General features: G+C 73.6%; 11 protein-coding genes. 8 read left to right on the top strand and 3 right to left on the bottom strand.

Annotation, left to right across the window (positions count from 1 at the left end):
* Window positions 1-71 precede the first annotated feature (71 nt).
* The 6 genes from infB to ACIRFH_RS30550 all read left to right on the top strand — a co-directional run bounded on the left by infB (window position 72) and on the right by ACIRFH_RS30550 (window position 10,108).
* The gene (gene infB / locus ACIRFH_RS30575; RefSeq protein ID WP_403527810.1) at window positions 72-3,107 is read left to right on the top strand and encodes a translation initiation factor IF-2; all 3,036 of its coding nucleotides are present in this window, start codon (window positions 72-74) and stop codon (window positions 3,105-3,107) included.
* Window positions 3,108-3,306: 199 nt separating this feature from the next.
* Entirely contained in the window at window positions 3,307-3,600 is a 294-nt protein-coding gene (locus ACIRFH_RS30570) for a DUF503 domain-containing protein (protein ID WP_403527807.1), read from the top strand.
* 47 nt (window positions 3,601-3,647) lie between these two features.
* Window positions 3,648-4,103 carry a 30S ribosome-binding factor RbfA gene (rbfA, locus tag ACIRFH_RS30565; RefSeq protein ID WP_403527804.1) on the top strand — a complete coding sequence of 152 codons (456 nt, stop codon included), beginning with the start codon at window positions 3,648-3,650 and terminating at the stop codon, window positions 4,101-4,103.
* A complete protein-coding gene (gene truB / locus ACIRFH_RS30560) occupies window positions 4,100-5,005 on the top strand; it encodes a tRNA pseudouridine(55) synthase TruB (RefSeq protein WP_403527801.1) in 906 nt (301 codons plus the stop codon). Before rbfA ends, truB begins: the two co-directional genes overlap by 4 nt.
* A gap of 261 nt (window positions 5,006-5,266) precedes the next feature.
* Window positions 5,267-9,013 (top strand): trypsin-like peptidase domain-containing protein, encoded by a 3,747-nt coding sequence (locus tag ACIRFH_RS30555; protein ID WP_403527798.1) that lies wholly within the window; start codon window positions 5,267-5,269, stop codon window positions 9,011-9,013.
* A 138-nt stretch (window positions 9,014-9,151) separates the two neighbouring features.
* Window positions 9,152-10,108 (top strand): bifunctional riboflavin kinase/FAD synthetase, encoded by a 957-nt coding sequence (locus ACIRFH_RS30550; RefSeq protein ID WP_403527795.1) that lies wholly within the window; start codon window positions 9,152-9,154, stop codon window positions 10,106-10,108.
* A 229-nt stretch (window positions 10,109-10,337) separates the two neighbouring features.
* Here ACIRFH_RS30550 and ACIRFH_RS30545 read toward each other — a convergent pair whose 3' ends face one another.
* Window positions 10,338-13,052 carry an SCO5717 family growth-regulating ATPase gene (locus ACIRFH_RS30545; RefSeq protein ID WP_403527792.1) on the bottom strand — a complete coding sequence of 905 codons (2,715 nt, stop codon included), beginning with the start codon at window positions 13,050-13,052 and terminating at the stop codon, window positions 10,338-10,340.
* Window positions 13,053-13,602: 550 nt separating this feature from the next.
* Here ACIRFH_RS30545 and ACIRFH_RS30540 point away from each other — a divergent pair.
* Complete coding sequence (locus ACIRFH_RS30540; protein ID WP_403527789.1) at window positions 13,603-15,066, top strand: PQQ-binding-like beta-propeller repeat protein; 1,464 nt, start codon at window positions 13,603-13,605, stop codon at window positions 15,064-15,066.
* A 57-nt stretch (window positions 15,067-15,123) separates the two neighbouring features.
* Here the strand turns inward: ACIRFH_RS30540 and ACIRFH_RS30535 are convergent, their stop codons facing one another.
* Both ACIRFH_RS30535 and eccE read right to left on the bottom strand, forming a co-directional pair.
* On the bottom strand, window positions 15,124-15,897 hold the full coding sequence (locus ACIRFH_RS30535) for a hypothetical protein (protein WP_403527786.1): 774 nt from the start codon (window positions 15,895-15,897) through the stop codon (window positions 15,124-15,126).
* Entirely contained in the window at window positions 15,897-17,258 is a 1,362-nt protein-coding gene (eccE, locus tag ACIRFH_RS30530; protein ID WP_403527783.1) for a type VII secretion protein EccE, read from the bottom strand. The genes ACIRFH_RS30535 and eccE overlap by 1 nt, the downstream gene beginning before the upstream one ends.
* A 220-nt stretch (window positions 17,259-17,478) precedes the next feature.
* Between eccE and eccB the strand changes: the two genes are divergently transcribed.
* Complete coding sequence (gene eccB, locus ACIRFH_RS30525; RefSeq protein ID WP_403527780.1) at window positions 17,479-19,005, top strand: type VII secretion protein EccB; 1,527 nt, start codon at window positions 17,479-17,481, stop codon at window positions 19,003-19,005.
* Window positions 19,006-19,032 lie beyond the last annotated feature (27 nt).

Genomic DNA, 19,032 nt, shown 5'->3' with positions numbered 1-19,032 from the left:
GATGAGTACGCGATGAGTACGCCCATGAACTAGCGACGGTCCGGACGCAACCCGGACCTCAGAGGAGCGAAGTGGCTAAGGTCCGGGTATACGAACTCGCCAAGGAGTTCGGTGTCGAGAGCAAGGTCGTCATGGCCAAGCTCCAGGAACTCGGTGAGTTCGTCCGTTCGGCGTCTTCGACCATCGAAGCGCCCGTAGTACGCAAGCTGACAGACGCCTTCCAGGGCGGTGGCAACGGCAAGACCGCCAAGCCCGCCCCGCGCAAGGCCGCCCCCAGGCCCGCCGCGCCCTCCCCGGCGCAGGCGGCCCGTCCGGCCGCACCCAAGCCCCCGGCCGCACCCAAGCCCGCGGCCGCGGAGCAGCCCGCGGCTCCGTCGGCGCCCGCGCCGGCGACCCCGGGGCCGCGTCCGACGCCGGGCCCCAAGCCGGCCCCGCGTCCGGCTCCGGCCGCGCCGGAGTTCACCGCGCCCCCGGCGGCCCCCGCCGCCCCGGCGCCGTCCGCTCCCCGACCCGCCGCCGCGCGTCCCGGCGCCCCGAAGCCCGGCGGTCGTCCCGCCGGTCCCGGCCAGGACCGCGGTCAGCAGGGCGGCCAGGGCCGTCCCGCCGGCCAGCGTCCCGGTGCCCCGGCACAGCGTCCCGGCGGCCGCCCCGGCGGTCCGCGTCCGGGCAACAACCCCTTCACCTCCGGCGGCAACGCCGGCATGGCGCGCCCGCAGGCGCCCCGCCCGCAGGGCGGCCCGCGTCCCGGTGGCCCCGGTGCCCCCGGCGCCGGTCCCCGTCCGCAGGCTCCCGGCCAGGGCGGCGGTCCGCGTCCCCAGGCTCCGGGCGGCAACCGCCCGACCCCGGGCTCGATGCCGCGTCCGCAGGGCGGCGCGGCCGGTCCCCGTCCCGGCGGCGGTCCGCGTCCGAACCCCGGCATGATGCCGCAGCGTCCCGCTGCCGGCCCGCGTCCCGGCCCCGGTGGCGGCGGTCGCGGTCCCGGTGGTGCCGGTCGTCCCGGCGGCGGCGGTCGCCCCGGTGGCGGCGGCTTCGCCGGTCGTCCCGCCGGCCCCGGCGGCGGCGGTCGTCCCGGTGGCGGCGGCGGCTTCGCCGGTCGTCCCGGCGGTGGCGGCGGCTTCGGCGGCGGCGGTGGCCGTCCCGGCTTCGGCGGTCGTCCCGGCGGTCCCGGTGGCCGTGGTGGCACGCAGGGCGCCTTCGGCCGTCCCGGCGGTCCCGCGCGTCGCGGTCGCAAGTCGAAGCGGCAGAGGCGCCAGGAGTACGAGGCCATGCAGGCCCCGTCGGTCGGCGGCGTGATGCTGCCTCGCGGCAACGGCGAGACCATTCGCCTGTCGCGCGGTGCGTCGCTCACCGACTTCGCGGAGAAGATCAACGCCAACCCGGCGTCGCTCGTCGCGGTCATGATGAACCTCGGCGAGATGGTCACCGCGACCCAGTCCGTCTCCGACGAGACGCTCCAGCTCCTCGCCGGCGAGATGAACTACGACGTTCAGATCGTCAGCCCGGAGGAGGAGGACCGCGAGCTGCTCGAGTCCTTCGACCTGGAGTTCGGCGAGGACGAGGGCTCCGAGGAGGACCTGGTCGTCCGTCCGCCGGTGGTGACCGTCATGGGTCACGTCGACCACGGTAAGACCCGACTGCTCGACGCCATCCGCAAGACGAACGTCATCGCGGGCGAGGCCGGCGGCATCACCCAGCACATCGGTGCCTACCAGGTCGCGACCGAGGTCAACGACGAAGAGCGCAGGATCACCTTCATCGACACCCCGGGTCACGAGGCGTTCACCGCCATGCGTGCCCGTGGTGCGCGCTCGACCGACATCGCGATCCTGGTCGTCGCGGCCAACGACGGCGTCATGCCGCAGACGGTCGAGGCGCTCAACCACGCCAAGGCGGCCGACGTCCCGATCGTCGTCGCGGTCAACAAGATCGACGTCGAGGGCGCCGACCCGACCAAGGTGCGCGGTCAGCTGACCGAGTACGGCCTGGTGGCCGAGGAGTACGGCGGCGACACCATGTTCGTCGACATCTCCGCCAAGCAGGGTCTGCACATCGACTCCCTGCTGGAGGCCGTGGTCCTCACCGCGGACGCCTCGCTCGACCTGCGGGCCAACCCGAACCAGGACGCGCAGGGCATCTCGATCGAGTCCCGTCTCGACCGCGGCCGCGGTGCCGTGGCGACGGTCCTCGTCCAGCGAGGCACGCTGCGGGTCGGCGACACGATGGTGGTGGGCGACGCCTACGGCCGCGTCCGCGCCATGCTCGACGACAACGGCAACAACGTCGCCGAGGCGGGTCCGTCGACGCCGGTCCAGGTCCTGGGCCTGACCAACGTCCCGGGCGCCGGTGACAACTTCATCGTGGTCGAGGAGGACCGTACGGCCCGCCAGATCGCGGAGAAGCGTGCCGCCCGCGAGCGGAACGCCGCGTTCGCCAAGCGCACGCGCCGCGTGTCGCTGGAGGACCTGGACAAGGTGCTCAAGGCCGGCGAGGTCCAGCAGCTGAACCTGATCATCAAGGGTGACGCCTCCGGTTCGGTCGAGGCCCTCGAGTCCTCGCTGCTCCAGCTGGACGTCGGCGAAGAGGTCGACATCCGCGTCCTGCACCGCGGCGTCGGTGCGGTCACGGAGTCCGACATCGACCTGGCGATGGGTTCCGACGCCATCGTGATCGGCTTCAACGTGCGCGCCGCCGGGCGTGCCGCGCAGATGGCCGAGCGCGAGGGTGTGGACGTCCGGTACTACTCGGTCATCTACCAGGCGATCGAGGAGATCGAGGCGGCCCTCAAGGGCATGCTCAAGCCGGAGTACGAAGAGGTCGAGCTCGGCACGGCGGAGATCCGCGAGGTCTTCCGCTCGTCCAAGCTGGGCAACATCGCGGGTGTTCTCATCCGCTCCGGCGAGGTCAAGCGCAACACCAAGGCGCGCCTCATCCGCGACGGCAAGGTCATCGCGGAGAACCTCAACATCGAGGGTCTGCGTCGCTTCAAGGACGACGTCACCGAGATCCGCGAAGGCTTCGAGGGCGGTATCAACCTCGGAAACTTCAACGACATCAAGGTCGACGACGTCATCGCGACGTACGAGATGCGCGAGAAGCCGCGGGTGTGACACCCGACTGCTCCGGCCGGCCGACGGGATCCGTCCCGTCGGCCGGCCGGCCGCTGTCTGCGGCACCCCGCGACGGCGCGCGGCCGGCGGGGAAACCCCGTCGAGCCACCGGCCGGATCGGGGTACCGTTCTTGATGTCCCCGCCCACACCTGTGGCGGGGCCATCGATCCCGTACCGGCGGGTCATCCGGATACACACATGTACGTGGGGACGCTGTCCTTCGACCTCCTCCTCGGCGACGTACGGTCGCTGAAGGAGAAGCGCTCCGTCGTCCGCCCGATCATCGCCGAGCTCCAGCGGAAGTACGCCGTGAGCGCGGCCGAGGTGGAGAACATGGATCTGCACCGGCGGGCCGGTATCGGTCTCGCCGTGGTCTCCGCGGACGCGGGGCACCTGACCGACGTGCTCGACCGGTGCGAACGGCTGGTCGCCGCCCGTCCCGAGGTGGAACTGCTGTCGGTCAGACGGCGCTTCCACGGCGAGGACGACTGACTTCCCCAGCCCAAGAACAGAGACAGGAAAGAACGGGAGACGGACCAGTGGCCGACAACGCGCGGGCGAAAAGGCTGGCGGACCTCATCCGAGAGGTGGTGGCCCAGAAGCTGCAGCGCGGGATCAAGGACCCGCGGCTCGGCTCGCACGTCACCATCACGGACACCCGGGTCACGGGTGACCTGCGGGAGGCGACCGTCTTCTACACGGTCTACGGGGACGACGAGGAGCGCCAGGCCGCCTCCGCCGGACTGGAGAGCGCCAAGGGCATCCTGCGCTCCGAGGTCGGCAAGGCGGCCGGCGTGAAGTTCACGCCCACCCTGACCTTCGTCATGGACGCCCTCCCGGACACCGCCCGGAACATCGAGGACCTCCTCGACAAGGCGCGCCAGTCCGACGCGAAGGTGCGCGAGGTGTCCGCGGGCGCCACGTACGCCGGTGAGCCGGACCCGTACAAGAAGCCGGGCGCCGAGGACGACGAGACGGACGACACCACCGAATGACCGCCAAGCACACCACGCCCGACGGCCTTGTCATCGTCGACAAGCCGTCGGGCTTCACTTCGCACGACGTCGTCGCCAAGATGCGGGGCATCGCCCGGACGCGGCGCGTCGGGCACGCCGGCACGCTCGACCCGATGGCGACGGGCGTCCTGGTCCTCGGCGTGGAGCGGGCCACCAAGCTCCTCGGGCACCTCGCCCTCACCGAGAAGGAGTACCTGGGCACCATCAGGCTCGGGCAGACGACGCTGACGGACGACGCCGAGGGCGAGATCACGAGGTCGCAGGACGCCTCGAAGGTCACCCGGGAGGCGATCGACGCCGGCGTCGCCGAGCTGACCGGCGAGATCATGCAGGTGCCGTCCAAGGTCAGCGCCATCAAGATCAACGGCGTGCGCTCCTACAAGCGGGCGCGCGAGGGCGAGGAGTTCGAGATCCCCGCCCGTCCCGTCACCGTCTCCTCCTTCGCGGTGTACGACGTCCGGGACGCCGTCGCCGAGGACGGCACCCCGGTGCTGGACCTGGTGGTCTCGGTGGTCTGCTCCTCCGGCACCTACATCCGCGCTCTGGCCCGCGACCTCGGCGCCGGCCTCGGCGTGGGCGGCCACCTGACCGCGCTGCGCCGCACCCGCGTCGGCCCGTACAAGCTGGACACCGCGAAGACGCTGGACCAGCTCCAGCAGGACCTCGCGGTCATGCCGGTCGCCGACGCGGCGGCCGCCGCCTTCCCGCGCTGGGACGTGGACGCCAAGCGGGCCCGGCTGCTCCTCAACGGGGTGCGGCTGGAGATGCCCGAGACCTACGCGGGCGCCGGTGCCGTGGCCGTCTTCGATCCCGAGGGCCGCTTCCTCGCGATCGTGGAGGAACACCGGGGCAAGGCGAAGAGCCTGGCCGTCTTCGGCTGACCCGACGCCTCGTCAACTCCCGTCCGTGGAGCGGCGGTCACGGGGACTGCCACCGCCGCCGCTCCACGGCCCCCCTCGGTTCCCCCACCCTCTAGGGTCTATCCAACCTCTCCCCTCTGTTCACCCGTCCGGGCAGGCGCTCGGAGTGAACCGGGGGAGTGGAAGGGGGCGCGTTCGCGTGGGGATCTGTCCCGCCGATCTTCACGTGCCTACCGTCGAGCAGAACAGGGGTGTACGGCGGTACGGCGGGGAGGTGCGGCGATGGCGTCGCGGAACCGGTCCCGGGAGGCGGGCGACAGCGCACGGCGGCTGTCGCGGAACGGCCTACCGGGCCCGCACGACGGCGCCCTGCCGTCCCCCGGCGACGCGGACGGCGTCCTCGTCCGCGTCCACGACCTGGCCGGCCGCCCCCGGGGCACCGGATTCGCCGCCGACCACCACGGCACGGTGATCACCAGCCACGAAGCGGTCGACGGCCTGAGCCGGCTCGTCCTGCGCACCGCCGGGGACCGCCGCCTGGTCGTGGCCGCCGCGGACGTGACCCCGCTGCCCGGTCTCGGCCTGGCCCTCGTACGCGCCGGGGGACTCGGCATCGACCCGCTGCCCGTCACCGTGCGGGACCGGATCGAGGCGGGGACCTACGTCCGGATCGCCGCAGGCTGCTGGCGCGAGGCCCGGGTCCTCGGCACCACCGACGTCACCTACACGGCCACCGACCGCTTCCACCGCGTCGGCGGCGCCCTGGAGCTGGCGGTCGGCACCTCCGGGCGGGACGCGCTGCGGCTCGGCGGCGGCGCGGCCGGCGGACCCGTGCTCGACGTCACGACCGGCGCCGTTCTCGGCGTCCTCGGCACCGCCCTGTCCTCCGGACACCGTGACGTCGGCTTCGCCGTGCCGCTGCGCGCGGCCTCCGGCCCGCTCGCCGACCTGCTCGCCGAGAACGCGGAGACGGTCCCGGCGTACGGCGCCGACCTCAATCCGGCGGGGGTTCTGGAGCTCACGGCGACGGCGGTGCGCGGATACGGTCCGGGACCGGCTCCGTCGGACCTCGCGGTGACGGTCCGGCGAGCCGAGGCCGCCCGCGAGCTGGCCGCGTTCACCGCCCGCACGGGCGGACCGACCCACGTCCTCGGGCTCGTCGGCGCGCCCGGGACGGGCCGCACGACCGAGCTGGCGGGCCTCACCGCCCGCCGCTTCCGGGGGCCGGACCCCGCCCCCACGCTGTGGCTGCGCGGCGCCGACCTGCGCGACGACGACGCGTCGGTGGCCGACGCGGCACGCAGGACGCTGGCCCGCGCCGCGCGCCTCGTGGCCGCCTCGGACCGGCCCCGCCCGGCGGCCGGGCTCGGCGACGTCACCCCGGAGCGCCTCGCCCGCCTCGCCGGCTCCGCCGGCCGCCCCCTGCTGATCGTCCTCGACGGCCCCGAGGAGATGCCGCCGGTCCTGGCCCACCGCCTCGCCGAGTGGACCGAGGGCACGACGGCCTGGCTGCGGGAGACGGGGACGCGGCTGATCGTGGCGTGCCGGGCGGAGTACTGGGAGCGGGCGGGGGCGGAGTTCCCACGGGAGGCGCTGCACGGGGCCGGGCGCACGGGGCCGACGGCTCTCCCCGGGGCGGGGGAGCGGCCGGTGCTTCGGCGGGTGCCGGGCGGGGGAGCGGAGCGCTCCGCGGCCGGGAACGCCCCGGTGGTCCTCGGGCGGGAGGCCGCCGAGCGGCTCGCGGGGGGCGGTGCCGGGCGCTGCGAGGAGTTCGGGCACTCCGGCGAAGGGACGGCGGGAGCCGGGGCCCGGCTCGTCCCGGCGGGGATCCCCGCGGGCGCGGACGCGGTGCCCCGCGCGGACACCCGCACGGGGAGCGACCCCCTCCCGCCCTGCGTACGTCTCGGGGACCTGCGCGACGACGAGGCGACGGAGGCCCGGGCGCGGTACGGCGTGGCGGACGGGGTCCTGCCGGACGGCGACGGACGCCACCCCCTCACCCTCCGTCTGCTCTCCGAGGTCCAGGCGGCCCTCCAAGGTCCCTTGTCGGCCGTCCGCATCGACCGGGACGCGGTCTTCGGGGCCTACCTGGACCTGATGTGCCTGCGCGTCGCCACCCGGCTGGCCGCGCAGAACGGCCTGCGCGGCACCGCCGTGCGCCGGCTCGCGGCACGAGTCCAGGGGCAGGTCCACGAGGCCGCCCGGCGCAGCCTCGGCCCCGGGCAGGGAGAGCTGGACCAGGAGGCCTTCGCCGCCGTGTTCTCCTGGGGCCCGGCGCCGGCCCGGCTCGGCGGCGGCACCGGCTGGGCGCACGCCGTACTCGCCGAAGGCCTCCTCGTACCCGCCGGCGACGGCTACCGCTTCGCCCACGAGGAGCTCGCCGACTGGCTCCAGGGCACCCACCTCGACCTGCACGAGGCCCTGCGCGTCCTCGTCCACGGCCGCCACGCCCCGCACGACACCCGCACCCTCCCCGTCCCGCACCACCGCATCGGCCCCGTCGTCGAGGCACTGCTGCACCTCGGGCGCCAGCACGGCATTCCCCAGCTCGCCCTGACGCTGGAGGAGCTGGTGCACGCCCTGGACACCGATCCGCGCTCCTGGTGGGCCGGCCGGCTCCTCGCCGGGACGCTGACGCGCGTGCCCGACGCGACGCCGTACACACAGGTGCTGCGCCTGCTCGCCGACGGCATCGCGGAGCGGCGGGAGGAGGGGCACCCCGTGCCCGCGGAGTTCGGGCCCGCCTTCTGGACGGCCCTGCGGCTGCCGCAGGCCACGCGCCTCGACCTGCTGCGCCGCCTGCTCCTCGCCGACGGCGCCCCGCACGAGCCGGGCCCCCGCCACCTCGACACCGTCGCCCGCCTGCTCACCGCCGCCCCCGCGACCGTACAGCCGCTCCTGGTCCGCTGGTTCGACGACGAACGGCCGCTGCCCGCCACCCCGCACGCCACTGTGGCGACCGCCGCCCAGGCGCTGCTGCACACCCACCGCCACCGTGACCCGGACGGCCTCACCGACGTGCTCGCCGACAGCACGCACCGACGGGCCGACGAACTGCTCGCCGTCCTGGCCGAGGAGGAGCCGTCCGCCGTCTGCCGGGCCGTCGACCGGTGGGCGCGCGACGAGCGGCCGGCCCGGCACACGGCGGCCGTGATCCACGGGCTGCGCGTCGCGCCCCACGCACGCACCGCCGCCGACCGCACCCTGCTGCGCCACGCCGCCCTCGTCCTGCTCACCCGCCCCGCCGACGGCCCCCTGCACGGCGGCGCCCTCGCCCTGCTCGTCCAGGACCCGGGCAGCCGTGACCGGCACCTGGCGCGGGCGCTGGCCCGCTTCGCCGCGGGCGACCCGTATCTGCCGCCGAGCGCGGTGGCCGCCGCCCTGCCGACCCACCCCGACCCGGTCCTCGACGCCTTCCGGGCCCGGCTGCACGGCCCCGACGCCGGGGAGGCGCTGCGCAGACTCGTCGACGCCACCACACCCCGGCTGGCCCGCCGGGTCGCCGCACTGATCGGGGAGGCCGTGGAGGAACGGCCGGAGACCGCCGGACACGTCGCCGCGTACACCGACCGGCGCCTCGACCAGGGCCCCGCAGCCCGCGACGTACTCCTCCCGCTGGTCACCGGACTGCTGGACGGCGGACCCGAGCCGGTGCGGGCCGCGCTGGCCGGCGTCCTCGCCGGCGACGGAGCCCCTGCCTCCGGTTCTCTGCGCCGGGAGCTGCGCGAACACCTCCTGGCCCACGAGGACGACCCCGCCGTCCTGGACGCGCTGCTGCGCGCCGCCGCCTCCCAGGACGATGACGGCCGGCGGACCCTCGTCCACCGCACCGCCCTGCTCCTGGTCCGCACCCCGGACGGCGCCACCCGCCTCGACCGCGCCCTGGTCGATCTGGCCCGCCACCTCCCCGGGTTCGCCGGGCGGGTGGCCGGCTGGCTGGTGGACGCCCCCGAACAGTGGGCGGCGCTGGTCGGCCCGAGCGCACGCCGCACGATCGAGGGCCTGGCGGGCACCCGCGTTCCCGCCTGATCACGGCCGGGGCACGGGAGCGGGGTGCGGCCGGTCACAGCACCCATGCCGATGCGGGCGCCCGGCGCCCGGCATGGCACCCTTAGACCTGCATCACAGGCTTCGACTCCGACGAGTGTGCGACAAGGAGCAGACACAGTGCAGCGCTGGCGTGGCTTGGAGGACATCCCCGAGGACTGGGGGCGCAGCGTCGTCACCATCGGCTCCTACGACGGAGTCCACCGCGGACACCAGCTGATCATCAAGCACGCCGTGGACCGCGCCCGCGAGCTGGGCGTCCCCGCCGTCCTCGTCACCTTCGACCCGCACCCCAGCGAGGTCGTCCGCCCCGGCAGCCACCCGCCGCTGCTCGCCCCGCACCACCGCCGCGCCGAACTCTGCGCCGAGCTGGGCGTGGACGCGGTCCTGATCCTTCCGTTCACGAAGGAGTTCTCGAAGCTGTCCGCGGCCGACTTCGTGGTCAAGGTCCTGGTCGACAAGCTGCACGCCAAGGCGGTCGTCGAGGGCCCCAACTTCCGCTTCGGCCACAAGGCCGCCGGGAACGTGGACTTCCTCGCCGAGCAGGGCCGGATCTACGACTTCGAGGTCGAGGTCGTCGACCTGTACGTGTCCGGCGAGGCGGGCGGCGGCGAGCCGTTCTCCTCCACTCTGACCCGCCGCCTGGTCGCCGAGGGCGACGTCCGGGGCGCCGCCGAGATCCTGGGCCGCCCGCACCGGGTGGAGGGCGTGGTCGTCCGCGGCGCCCAACGCGGCCGGGAACTGGGCTTCCCCACGGCCAACGTCGAGACCCTGCCGCACACCGCGATCCCCGCCGACGGCGTCTACGCCGGCCGGCTGCACGCCCAGGGCGAGGCGATGCCGGCCGCGATCTCCGTCGGCACCAACCCGCAGTTCGAGGGCACCGAGCGCACGGTGGAGGCGTACGCCATCGACCGCGTCGGCCTCGACCTGTACGGACTGCACGTCGCCGTGGACTTCCTGGCCTTCGTGCGGGGCCAGGCGAAGTTCGAGACGCTGGACGCGCTCCTGGAGCGGATGGCGGAGGACGTCAAGGAGTGCCGCGAGATCATCGCGGCGGACGACAAGCGGGCCTGACCGGCAGGCCGACGACCGGCGGCCACCCCACCAGGGCGACGGCGCTCCGGGCGGCCGTGCGGCCCGCAGCCGCTTCCACGGCCGACGGCCCACCTTTCCCGTACGGGCCGCCCGGCGGAGACCATGGACACCTTGCCGGTGAGAGTGCGGCGTGTCCCCACCGGTTCTGACCGTGAACGCGCGAAGGCCCGCGCCGTCGGGTGACGGCGCGGGCCCGGTGGCCGTCGGCCTACTGCTGCGGCGGGAGCGGGGCCTGGCCCTGCTGGGGCTGGGGCTGCTGCGGGTACGGCTGCCCGGGCGCCTGGGGGTACGGCTGTCCCGGCTGTTGCGCGGGCTGCCCGTACGGCTGTGGCTGCGGCTGTCCCGGCTGGGGCGCGTACTGCCCAGGTCCGGGCTGCCCCGGGTGAGGCTGTCCCGGATAGGGCGGCTGACCGGGCACGGGCTGACCGGGCATCCCCTGACCAGCGAAGTCGTGGCCCGGCATGGGCGGCGCGGCGACCGGCGGCGGGTTGCCGTCGGACGTCCACAGGCCGTGGGACTGCTGGTGGCGGACGAAGTCCTCGGCGACCATCGCCGCGAGGTTGAAGTACGCCTCCCGCACCTTCGGCCGCATCATGTCGAGGTCGACCTCGGCACCGGCCGCCAGGTGCTCGTCGAACGGCACGACGACGACGCCCCGGCACCGCGTCTGGAAGTGGCTGACGATGTCCTCCACCTTGATCATCTTGCCGGTCTCGCGGACCCCCGAGATGACGGTGATGGACCGGGAGACCAGGTCGGCGTACCCGTGCGCGGACAGCCAGTCCAGGGTCGTACTGGCGCTGCTCGCACCGTCCACGGACGGCGTCGAGATGATGATCAGCTGGTCGGCGAGGTCGAGGACCCCGCGCATGGCGCTGTACAGCAGACCGGTGCCCGAGTCGGTCAGGATGACCGGGTACTGCCTGCCCAGGACGTCGATCGCGCGCCGGTAGTCCTCGTCGTTGAAGGTCGTGGACACGGCCGGGTCGACGTCGTTGGCGATGATCTCGAGCCCGGACGGCGCCTGGGACGTGAACCGCCGGATGTCCATGTACGAGTTGAGGTACGGGATCGCCTGGACGAGGTCACGGATGGTGGCCCCGGTCTCGCGGCGCACCCGGCGGCCGAGCGTACCGGCGTCCGGGTTCGCGTCGATCGCGAGGATCTTGTCCTGCCGCTCGGTGGCGAGCGTCGAACCCAGCGCGGTGGTCGTGGTCGTCTTGCCGACACCGCCCTTGAGGCTGATGACGGCGATGCGGTAGCAGGACAGCACCGGCGTGCGGATCAGCTCGAGCTTCCGCTGCCGCTCGGCCTCCTCCTTCTTCCCGCCCAGCTTGAACCGCGAACCGCCGGCCGCGGGGCGGCTGCTCTTGGCCTTCTGCTTCTTGTTGTTGAGCAGCCGGTCCGACGAGAGCTCCACGGCCGCCGTGTAACCGAGCGGTGCCGCACCGGGGTTGGTGGGCTGCCGCTGGTCGTGCTGGATGGGCTGCGGCCAGGCGGTACCGAGCCGGGGGTCGACCGGCTGCTGGGGATGTGCCTGTGCCTGTGCCTGGGGCTGGTGGGGCGGCTGCTGGTGCTGCGCGGCGTGCGGCGGCTGCGGTTGCGGCATCTGACCGGGGTGCGCCTGCGGCTGCGCCTGGTGCGGCACGCCGGGGACCGGCTGACCCTGGGGGAAGCCGTAACCGCCCTGGGGAGAGGGAGAGTTGGGCTGAGGCTGAGGCTGAGGCTGAGGCTGTGCCTGGGGTTGGGGCTGAGGGAAGCCGTAACCCGCGGCGGGAGCACCACCCGGCTGCGGTCCCGGAGCCTGGGGCACGGCCGGGGGAGTGGCTCCCTGCGGAGGGAAGCCGTAACCGGCCTGGGCGGGAGCCTGGTCCGGCGTCACCGGTGAGCCGGCCTGCGCGGCCCACGCGGCGGGCGCCGGCTGAGGTGCCTGCGGCTGGAAGGGCGGCTGCTGCGCCGGAACGCCCGGCTGCCCCGGCACACCGGGCATCGGCTGCGGCTCGGCGGGCCACTGACTCGCCGGCGCGGGCGCGGCCGGAGGGTACGAGGGAGGCAGCGGCGGTACCGGGCCCTGGGCGGCGGGGGGCGCACCGGCGGGCGGGGCGTCCTGGGGCTCGGTGGCGGCAGCCGGTCCGGGTTCGGCGGCGGGTGCCGACTCGACGTCGTCGTCGGCGTCCGGGGCATCGGCGGAAGGGACTTCGCCGGCCGCCGCCGACTCACCTTCGTCCTCGCCGCCCTCGGTCTCGCCGGCGTCGAGGTCCGCGTCGTCGTTCTCCGCCGAGACGTCATCGGCGTCGGCGGCCGCGTCGGAGGGGACCGCGCCGGCGTCATCCGCCTCCCCGGCGGAACCCTCGGACTCGTCGGCGGCGGACTCGGGCCGTTCCTCGGCCGAGGGCCCCCGCCGCACCTCGTCGGCGGCGGCGGCGAGCTCCGCGAACTCCCGCTTCAGGGCGGCGGCCGAGAACCGCATGGTGGCACCGCTCTCGAGGTCACCGTTGTCACTCTCGGGCTCGACGCGCGACTCCGAGGGCACCGACGGCTGCTCGGGTTCCGCCTCGGGCCGGGGCTCTGCCGCCGCCGACGGCTGCTGAGGCTCGAAACCGCTCCCCACGGGCAGACGGGGCACCTCGGCGTCCGGAGGCGTGGTCGGGACGGAGGAAGCGTACGGCGAAGTCGTCATCGACGGAGGCGGCGGCGTGAAGGGTGCCGCGGGAGCCGGGGGCCGAGGAGCGGAAGGGGAGGGAACGGTCCCCGCCGAACCGGTGTCCTGCCCGGAATCCCCGGACGCGTTCTGCGTGTACCAGGCGGGCGGCGCGTAGTCGATGGTGAACTCGCCCGTCGTCTCGATTGCGGACTCCGCGTCGGGCTGGTCATCGCCGGGTGTCGCCCAGCCCCCGCGGTTCCCGTCCCGATCGCTGTTCACAATTCCTCCTGGTGTGGTCGAGCACCCTCATGCCGTGCTGGGGCGACCCTTGCTCGTCGTTCGCCGTTGTCCGGGGCCGTTCGAGGTCGTCCGATCCACCGGCTCTCCCCCCGGGACGCCGGCACCCCGTCCACGGGGTCCTGGCGTCGCGCCGGGGCCCAGCCTAATCACCACAGGCACCACCCCGGCAGCCCCGCCCACCACTCCGCGTCCGTCACATGCCTCACAGCCTGCCCCCGAACTGCCGTGCACGACCCCCGCATCCACGCATGCTCCCCAGGACTTCCCTGAACAAGCCGGGTGGAGCACCGGTGAAATGCGTCGGAACCCGGCGTTTCCACCAGCGCTTCGCGCAGTGCTCCTGCCGGCGCCGAGCGGCCACCTCCGTGGGTGATCATGGAACAAGGCATAGTGGCGGTGATCTCCGTCATCCACTCCCGCAGAGAATCCCCGGAAAGAGGACCCACGCGTGAGCTTCGGCCCACCCCCCGCCATGCCTCCTCAGTTCCCGCCGACCGCGAAGGGCGGGAAGGGAAGGCGCTCCCGGAACGTGCTCCTGTGCCTCCTTGCGCTCGTCGTGCTCGCGGCGCTGGGCGTCGGGGGTTGGCTCTATCGGGACGGCGGGGGCGAGGAGGGGAACGTCTCGGGCAAACCACAGGCGGAAGAGGGGCCGGGCCCGCTCGATGTCCGCGAGACGGTCGAGAAGCGACCCGCGAGCGCCGTCGGACAGCGTGCCTTCCGGTTCTCCGTGGACGACATGAACCCCGGGGACCACTTCGAGATGCCGGGCATGTGGGCCACCGACCGGATCCTCGCCAAGGGCATCAACAAGACGATCGTCGGCCTGCGCATCGGCACCGACGCGTCCCCGGGCGACGAGAAGTGGGCGCTCGGACTCGACGGCCCGATCTGCGGCTACACACGCCACGTGACCGGCGACAACCGCACAGCGGTCCTCTTCCGCGCGAACGACCGGGAGAAGGACGCCTACTGCAACCAGGTCGGCCTCGTCGACCTCGACGACGGCCGCCTGGTCTGGTCGGCCCGCTTCCCCAACTCCCCGGCCGGCCCCGCGACCGGCTTCACCGAGGGCGCCACCGGCTCGGACAGGCCCGGCGTGACCCTGACGCACGGCACTGTCGCCGTGACCTGGGGCGGCGGCACCATCGGGTACGACATGGAGAAGGGCGCGAGCCGCTGGTCCAGCAAGGCCACCGCCCCCTGCCAGGACCTCGGCGCCGCCGGCGGACGCGCGCTGATCATCCGTCAGAAGTGCGGGGGCGCCGACGACAGCGTGCCGGACGCATCCTCGCGGGACGTCACGTACAAGGTGCGCAAGGTGGACCCGGAGACGGGCCGGACCTTGTGGACGTATTCCGCGGCCGACGACGTACGCGACCTCACCGTGCCGTCCACCGACCCGGCCGTCGTCGCCGTCGCCGAGGGCGCCACCGAGCTCACCGGTCTGATCTCCCTCGACGACAAGGGCGCCACGCGCGCCACCATCGGACTGGGCGGCGGCGCGTACATCGCTGACTGCCCCACCACCGACTATCTCGTCGTCGACGACTGTCCGACCATCGCCGTCGGCGCGGACCAGGTCTATGTGCGCAGCGCGAACCAGCCCACGAAGCACCTTTCCAACCGGATCACCGGCTTCGACCTGGCGACGGGCAGGGCCACCAAGGAATTCCGCTCCGGTGAGGGCTCGCTGCTCCGCCCGGTGCGGATGAGCGGGGACCAGCTCCTCGCCCTGAGCCTGAGCAACGACCACGTCGCCCCGAACGCGCTGGTCGGTCTGGACCCGGCGACGGGCAGGGAGATCCCGTACCTCTACTTCGACCTGCCGAGTGAGGCCGAGACGCTGACGACGGTGTACGAGAACGACGTCGTCGTACAGAACGGCCGCGTCTTCTTCGGCACCAAGGCCGCGACCCGTCCGGCCGAGGACAAGGGGAAGCGACTGATCCACCTGGTCCTCGGCGTGGAGAGCAACGCGAAGGACAAGCCGTGACGCGGGTCCGCCGCAGCCGCTCCCGATGCGGTACGGAGCGTCCGCACGACGGGTGAGTCAGTCCATGCGACGCGGTGCTCCCAGCAACCCCGTCTCCGCGTCGGTGGGCTGAGCCATCACGTACTGATGGTCCCGGTCGGCACACCAGAGGGTCATGCCGTCCGGGAGCGTCGGCAACGACTCCACCTCGGCCGGAGACAGGGCCATGACGCGCCCCAACTCCCTCGCCTCGTCCGGGGAGACACGCTGGATGCCCGTGAGCCCCGCCTGCCGCATGAGCCGGGGAGCGACCGGGCTGAGATACGGCAGCAGGGTGAGCACCGACTGCCAGGGCGCCGACGTCACCCGTCCACGCGGCGGACGCATACCGCAGTCCCGGATCACCAGGACCGGGCTCATGGCCGAGGCGCCCTGCGGCGGCACCCGGCCCACGTCGTGCACGGTCATCCCCGACTGGCCGCCACCGACCGCCTGGACGACCTGGGCCCAGTGGCCCGGCCGGCCGGTCTCCACCGTGACCCGCGCACCGGTCGCAGCCGCCCGCAGCGCCATCACCTGCGCCGTCCACAGACCGCCGATGAACAGGATGTCGAACGGCGTCGGACGGTTCACCCCGAGAACGGCGGGCCGGCCCCCGGCGTCCACGCCCACCACGACACCGTCGTCCCCGACGGGCAGGGCGAGCGCGTCGACCTGGGAGAGGGACAGCGTGTGCCGGGGATGCCGGGGTCCCAGCAGTCCGAAACCGGCGCGCAGCCGCTCCCGGAGCCCGGCGGCCGACCGCGTACCGGCCTCCGGACCGGTGGGCCCGGTCGATGTGGTCACGGCCATCAGCGGGCACCTCCGAGCGGCAGAGTGGCGAGCACACCGGGCAGTTGTTCACGGTCGAGGCGCACGATCCCGGTCCGTGCCTGCCGCGCGGCGCGCTCCAGGGCCCGGCGCGCGTCGGACAGTTCGGTGCTGCTGCGACCGGTGACCCGCAGATGCCCGGTGACCGACACGTCCTGCTGCCCGCTGCGGGCCAGCGTCAGACTGAACGTCGTCGCGAGCGCCGGCACCGCCGTCAACTGGGCCACCAACTGCGGCAGCCCGGGGTGGGAGCCACCGAGCTGGGGCCAGCGCCGCACCCAGTACGTGGTGTGCCGCCGGTTGTCGCAGCGCCAGCTGCGGCTGGACTCCTCGGTCCGGCGCCGGGGCGCGTCGCCCTGCCCCTGCTGGGAGGTCACCATCGGGTTGGCACACGCCGAGGTGGCGAGCGCCGCGGACAGCTCCTCCTCCGTGAGCACGTTCGCCCGGAACCCGGCACCGGTCAGCCTGCTGGCCAGATGCCCCGCCGAGCGCACCAGGCACTTCTGCGCGCCGAGGAGCCCGCCGCCGCGCGCGGCCACCGCCTCCGGGCACAGCTCGGGGTCGAGCTTCAGCGCGATCCACATGATGCGGACCGCGGGGGAGACCGTATCCGCCTGGAGCTGCGCGTAGTTCGTCACCACGACCGACTGCTGCGGCAGATGGGGTGCGGGCGCGGGCTGCGTGTGCACCACGACCTGGGCCGACTCCAGCCGGATCCCGTCGACGTCGAGGACGTCCCGCACCAGGGCGAGCGGCAGCGGTGTGCGCCCGCGCTCAGCGCGCAGGGCACCGGCACCGGCCTCCACCTGGAGGACGGCGGTGAGGAAGCCCCCGTCGCCCACCATGCCCACCGGGCGCCGGTCGTGGTCGTCGCGGTGGCTGTACTGGTACGTCCGCAGGTTCGGCTCGCACTCCACGGCGGGGACCAGGCTGGAGTCCACTCCCGGCGGCAGGGGCGTCTCCGGGGCCCTGCGCAGTCGGGCACGCAGCGCCAGCTGACTGCCCAGCCACTCCGGCAGGGAACGCCCCCGCCGGCGTACGACGGCGAGCAGTACCAGGACGCCGGCGACCACCCCCACCGGCACCAGGGCGGCGGGACCGACGAGCCAGCCGCACACCACCAGCGCGGCGGCCAGCTCCAGCATCACCAGCCGTTGCAAAGCGAAGGAGCCGCCACGACCCGAACGCGCCTGGAGGTGCGGCGTGACGGAACCGCGAGCGGTCGAGGAACCGCGTGCCCTCGCGGCACCGCGAGAAGCCGCGGAACCATCAGTGGTCGGCGCCGCGTCGGCCCGCCGCGTCGCGGATTGCGATCGCGACCGGGTTCGCGGTGCGGAAGCCATCACTGCAAAACCCCCGAACTATCCCGAAAAACACCGCACTCAGCAGGCGGCGAGGCTTCAGCACCCTACCCGTGCCGCGCGCACCACGGTGCAACAGGCATAGTAGGTGCGGGTCTGACAGCCGAGGTTCCAGAGGCGACCGGGACGGGGCGGACACCAGTGGCCCGCATCACCGTTCCGCCGGTCTCCATGGCTTCGTACGGGGAGAGAACGAACACAGATGGCATCACGGCGCGATGAACTGAACGCCTACACCTTCGCGAAGCGCCGCACTCTCGCGTCCTTCCTGCAACCCTCTCCGTCGGGCTCGGAGGAGGGGGCCCCCAAGCCGCTCAGAGCGGTCGTGCCGAGCCTCGTCGTCGGGGTGGTCGTCCTCGCCGTCTTCGGCGCGATCGGCATGTTCAGCCCGACGGCCCCGAAGGGGTGGGACGAGCCGGGGGCGCACGTGATCGTGGCCAGCAAGTCCACGACCCGGTACGTCGTACTGAAGACGGGCGGGGAGAAGCAGCTGCATCCGGTCCTCAACATGGCGTCCGCCAAACTCCTCCTGGACCCCGAGAAGGACAGCGTCATCACCGTCGCCGAGGACGTGCTGGACAGCGGCGAGCCCCCGCACGGCGCCACGATCGGCATCCCCTACGCACCCGACCGCCTGCCCTCGCCCGAAGAGGCGGAGAAGGCCATGCGGTGGGCGGTCTGCGAGCGTCCCGGACCGGGCGGCCGGGCCATCCAGAAGGCGGCGTTCGTCCTCGCCCAGAAGGAGTGGTCCAGGACCGAGGGCGCGGACAGGCTCACCGGAGGTGAGCTGATGTACGTCGTCGGCCCGGACGGCAAGAGCCAGTACGTGGTCGACTCGCGCGGATACGCCTACCCGCTGGCGGATCCGACCGACAAGGAACTCCTCAAGGCCCTCGACACCCAGGGGCGCGCCCCCCAACGCGTCTCCCAGGACTGGCTCGACACCCTCCACAAGGGCGACCCGGTCGCCATCCCCGACATCAAGGGCACCCCGGGCGCGGACGCGGGAGCCTCCGACATGCTCGGGCAGTACGACAAGGTCGGCATGGTCATCAAGGCCTACGACGGCCGGCGCATGCAGTACTACGTGGTCCTGCAGGGCAGCGTGGCGCGCATCTCGGAGTTCACCGCCACCCTGCTGCTCAACAGCGGCGACCTCGTCCGTGTCGGGCAGGCCGGTGAGGCGCAGCAGGTCAGTCCCGGCGCGGTCGTCGACAGCACCGACTTCGACGGACAGCGGACCTGGCCGTCGTACCGGCCCAAGACCGTCAACGACGGCTCCTCCGCCACCGCCGGCCGCAACACCGTCTGCAACGTGCTGCGCTCGGTGAACGCCAAGAACGGTACGACGACCCTGTCCACCTGGGTGGGCGAGGACTTCCCCGCCAAGCTGCCCACAGGTTCCTCCAGCGCGTACGTCACCCCGGGCTCCGGTCAGCTCTACCGGCAGTTCCAGGGCACCGAGACCAAGGCGGGCGGCGTCTTCCTGGTCACCGACACGGGACTGCGGTACGCGCTGCAGTCCAACAGCGACAGCGCCACGGACGACAAGGGCATCGGAACCTCCGACAAGCAGCGTGAGCAGCAACTCAGTGAGGCCCGCATCGCACAGACCCGCCTCGGTTACGAGAAGGTGGACCCGTCCCCCGTTCCGGTGAACTGGTCGACGTTCCTGCCCACCGGCCCCCGCCTGTCGGAAGCGGCGGCCCGGCAGCCGCAGGGCTCGTAGCGGTCGTGGCCCCCCAGGAGAACGAGA

This window comes from Streptomyces sp. NPDC093586, from assembly GCF_044764905.1.
GTDB lineage: Bacteria > Actinomycetota > Actinomycetes > Streptomycetales > Streptomycetaceae > Streptomyces.
The sequence above is the reverse complement of the archived record's forward strand: the minus strand, read 5'-3'. Positions and strand labels throughout refer to the sequence as shown.

Excerpts from the sequence above, each read along its gene's own strand:
- ACIRFH_RS30570 (WP_403527807.1), top strand. The coding sequence starts at position 3,307 with ATGTACGTGGGGACGCTGTCCTTCGACCTCCTCCTCGGCGACGTACGG.
- truB (WP_403527801.1), top strand. The coding sequence starts at position 4,100 with ATGACCGCCAAGCACACCACGCCCGACGGCCTTGTCATCGTCGACAAG.
- ACIRFH_RS30555 (WP_403527798.1), top strand. The coding sequence starts at position 5,267 with ATGGCGTCGCGGAACCGGTCCCGGGAGGCGGGCGACAGCGCACGGCGG.
- ACIRFH_RS30535 (WP_403527786.1), bottom strand. The coding sequence starts at position 15,897 with ATGGCCGTGACCACATCGACCGGGCCCACCGGTCCGGAGGCCGGTACG.
- eccE (WP_403527783.1), bottom strand. The coding sequence starts at position 17,258 with ATGGCTTCCGCACCGCGAACCCGGTCGCGATCGCAATCCGCGACGCGG.
- eccB (WP_403527780.1), top strand. The coding sequence starts at position 17,479 with ATGGCATCACGGCGCGATGAACTGAACGCCTACACCTTCGCGAAGCGC.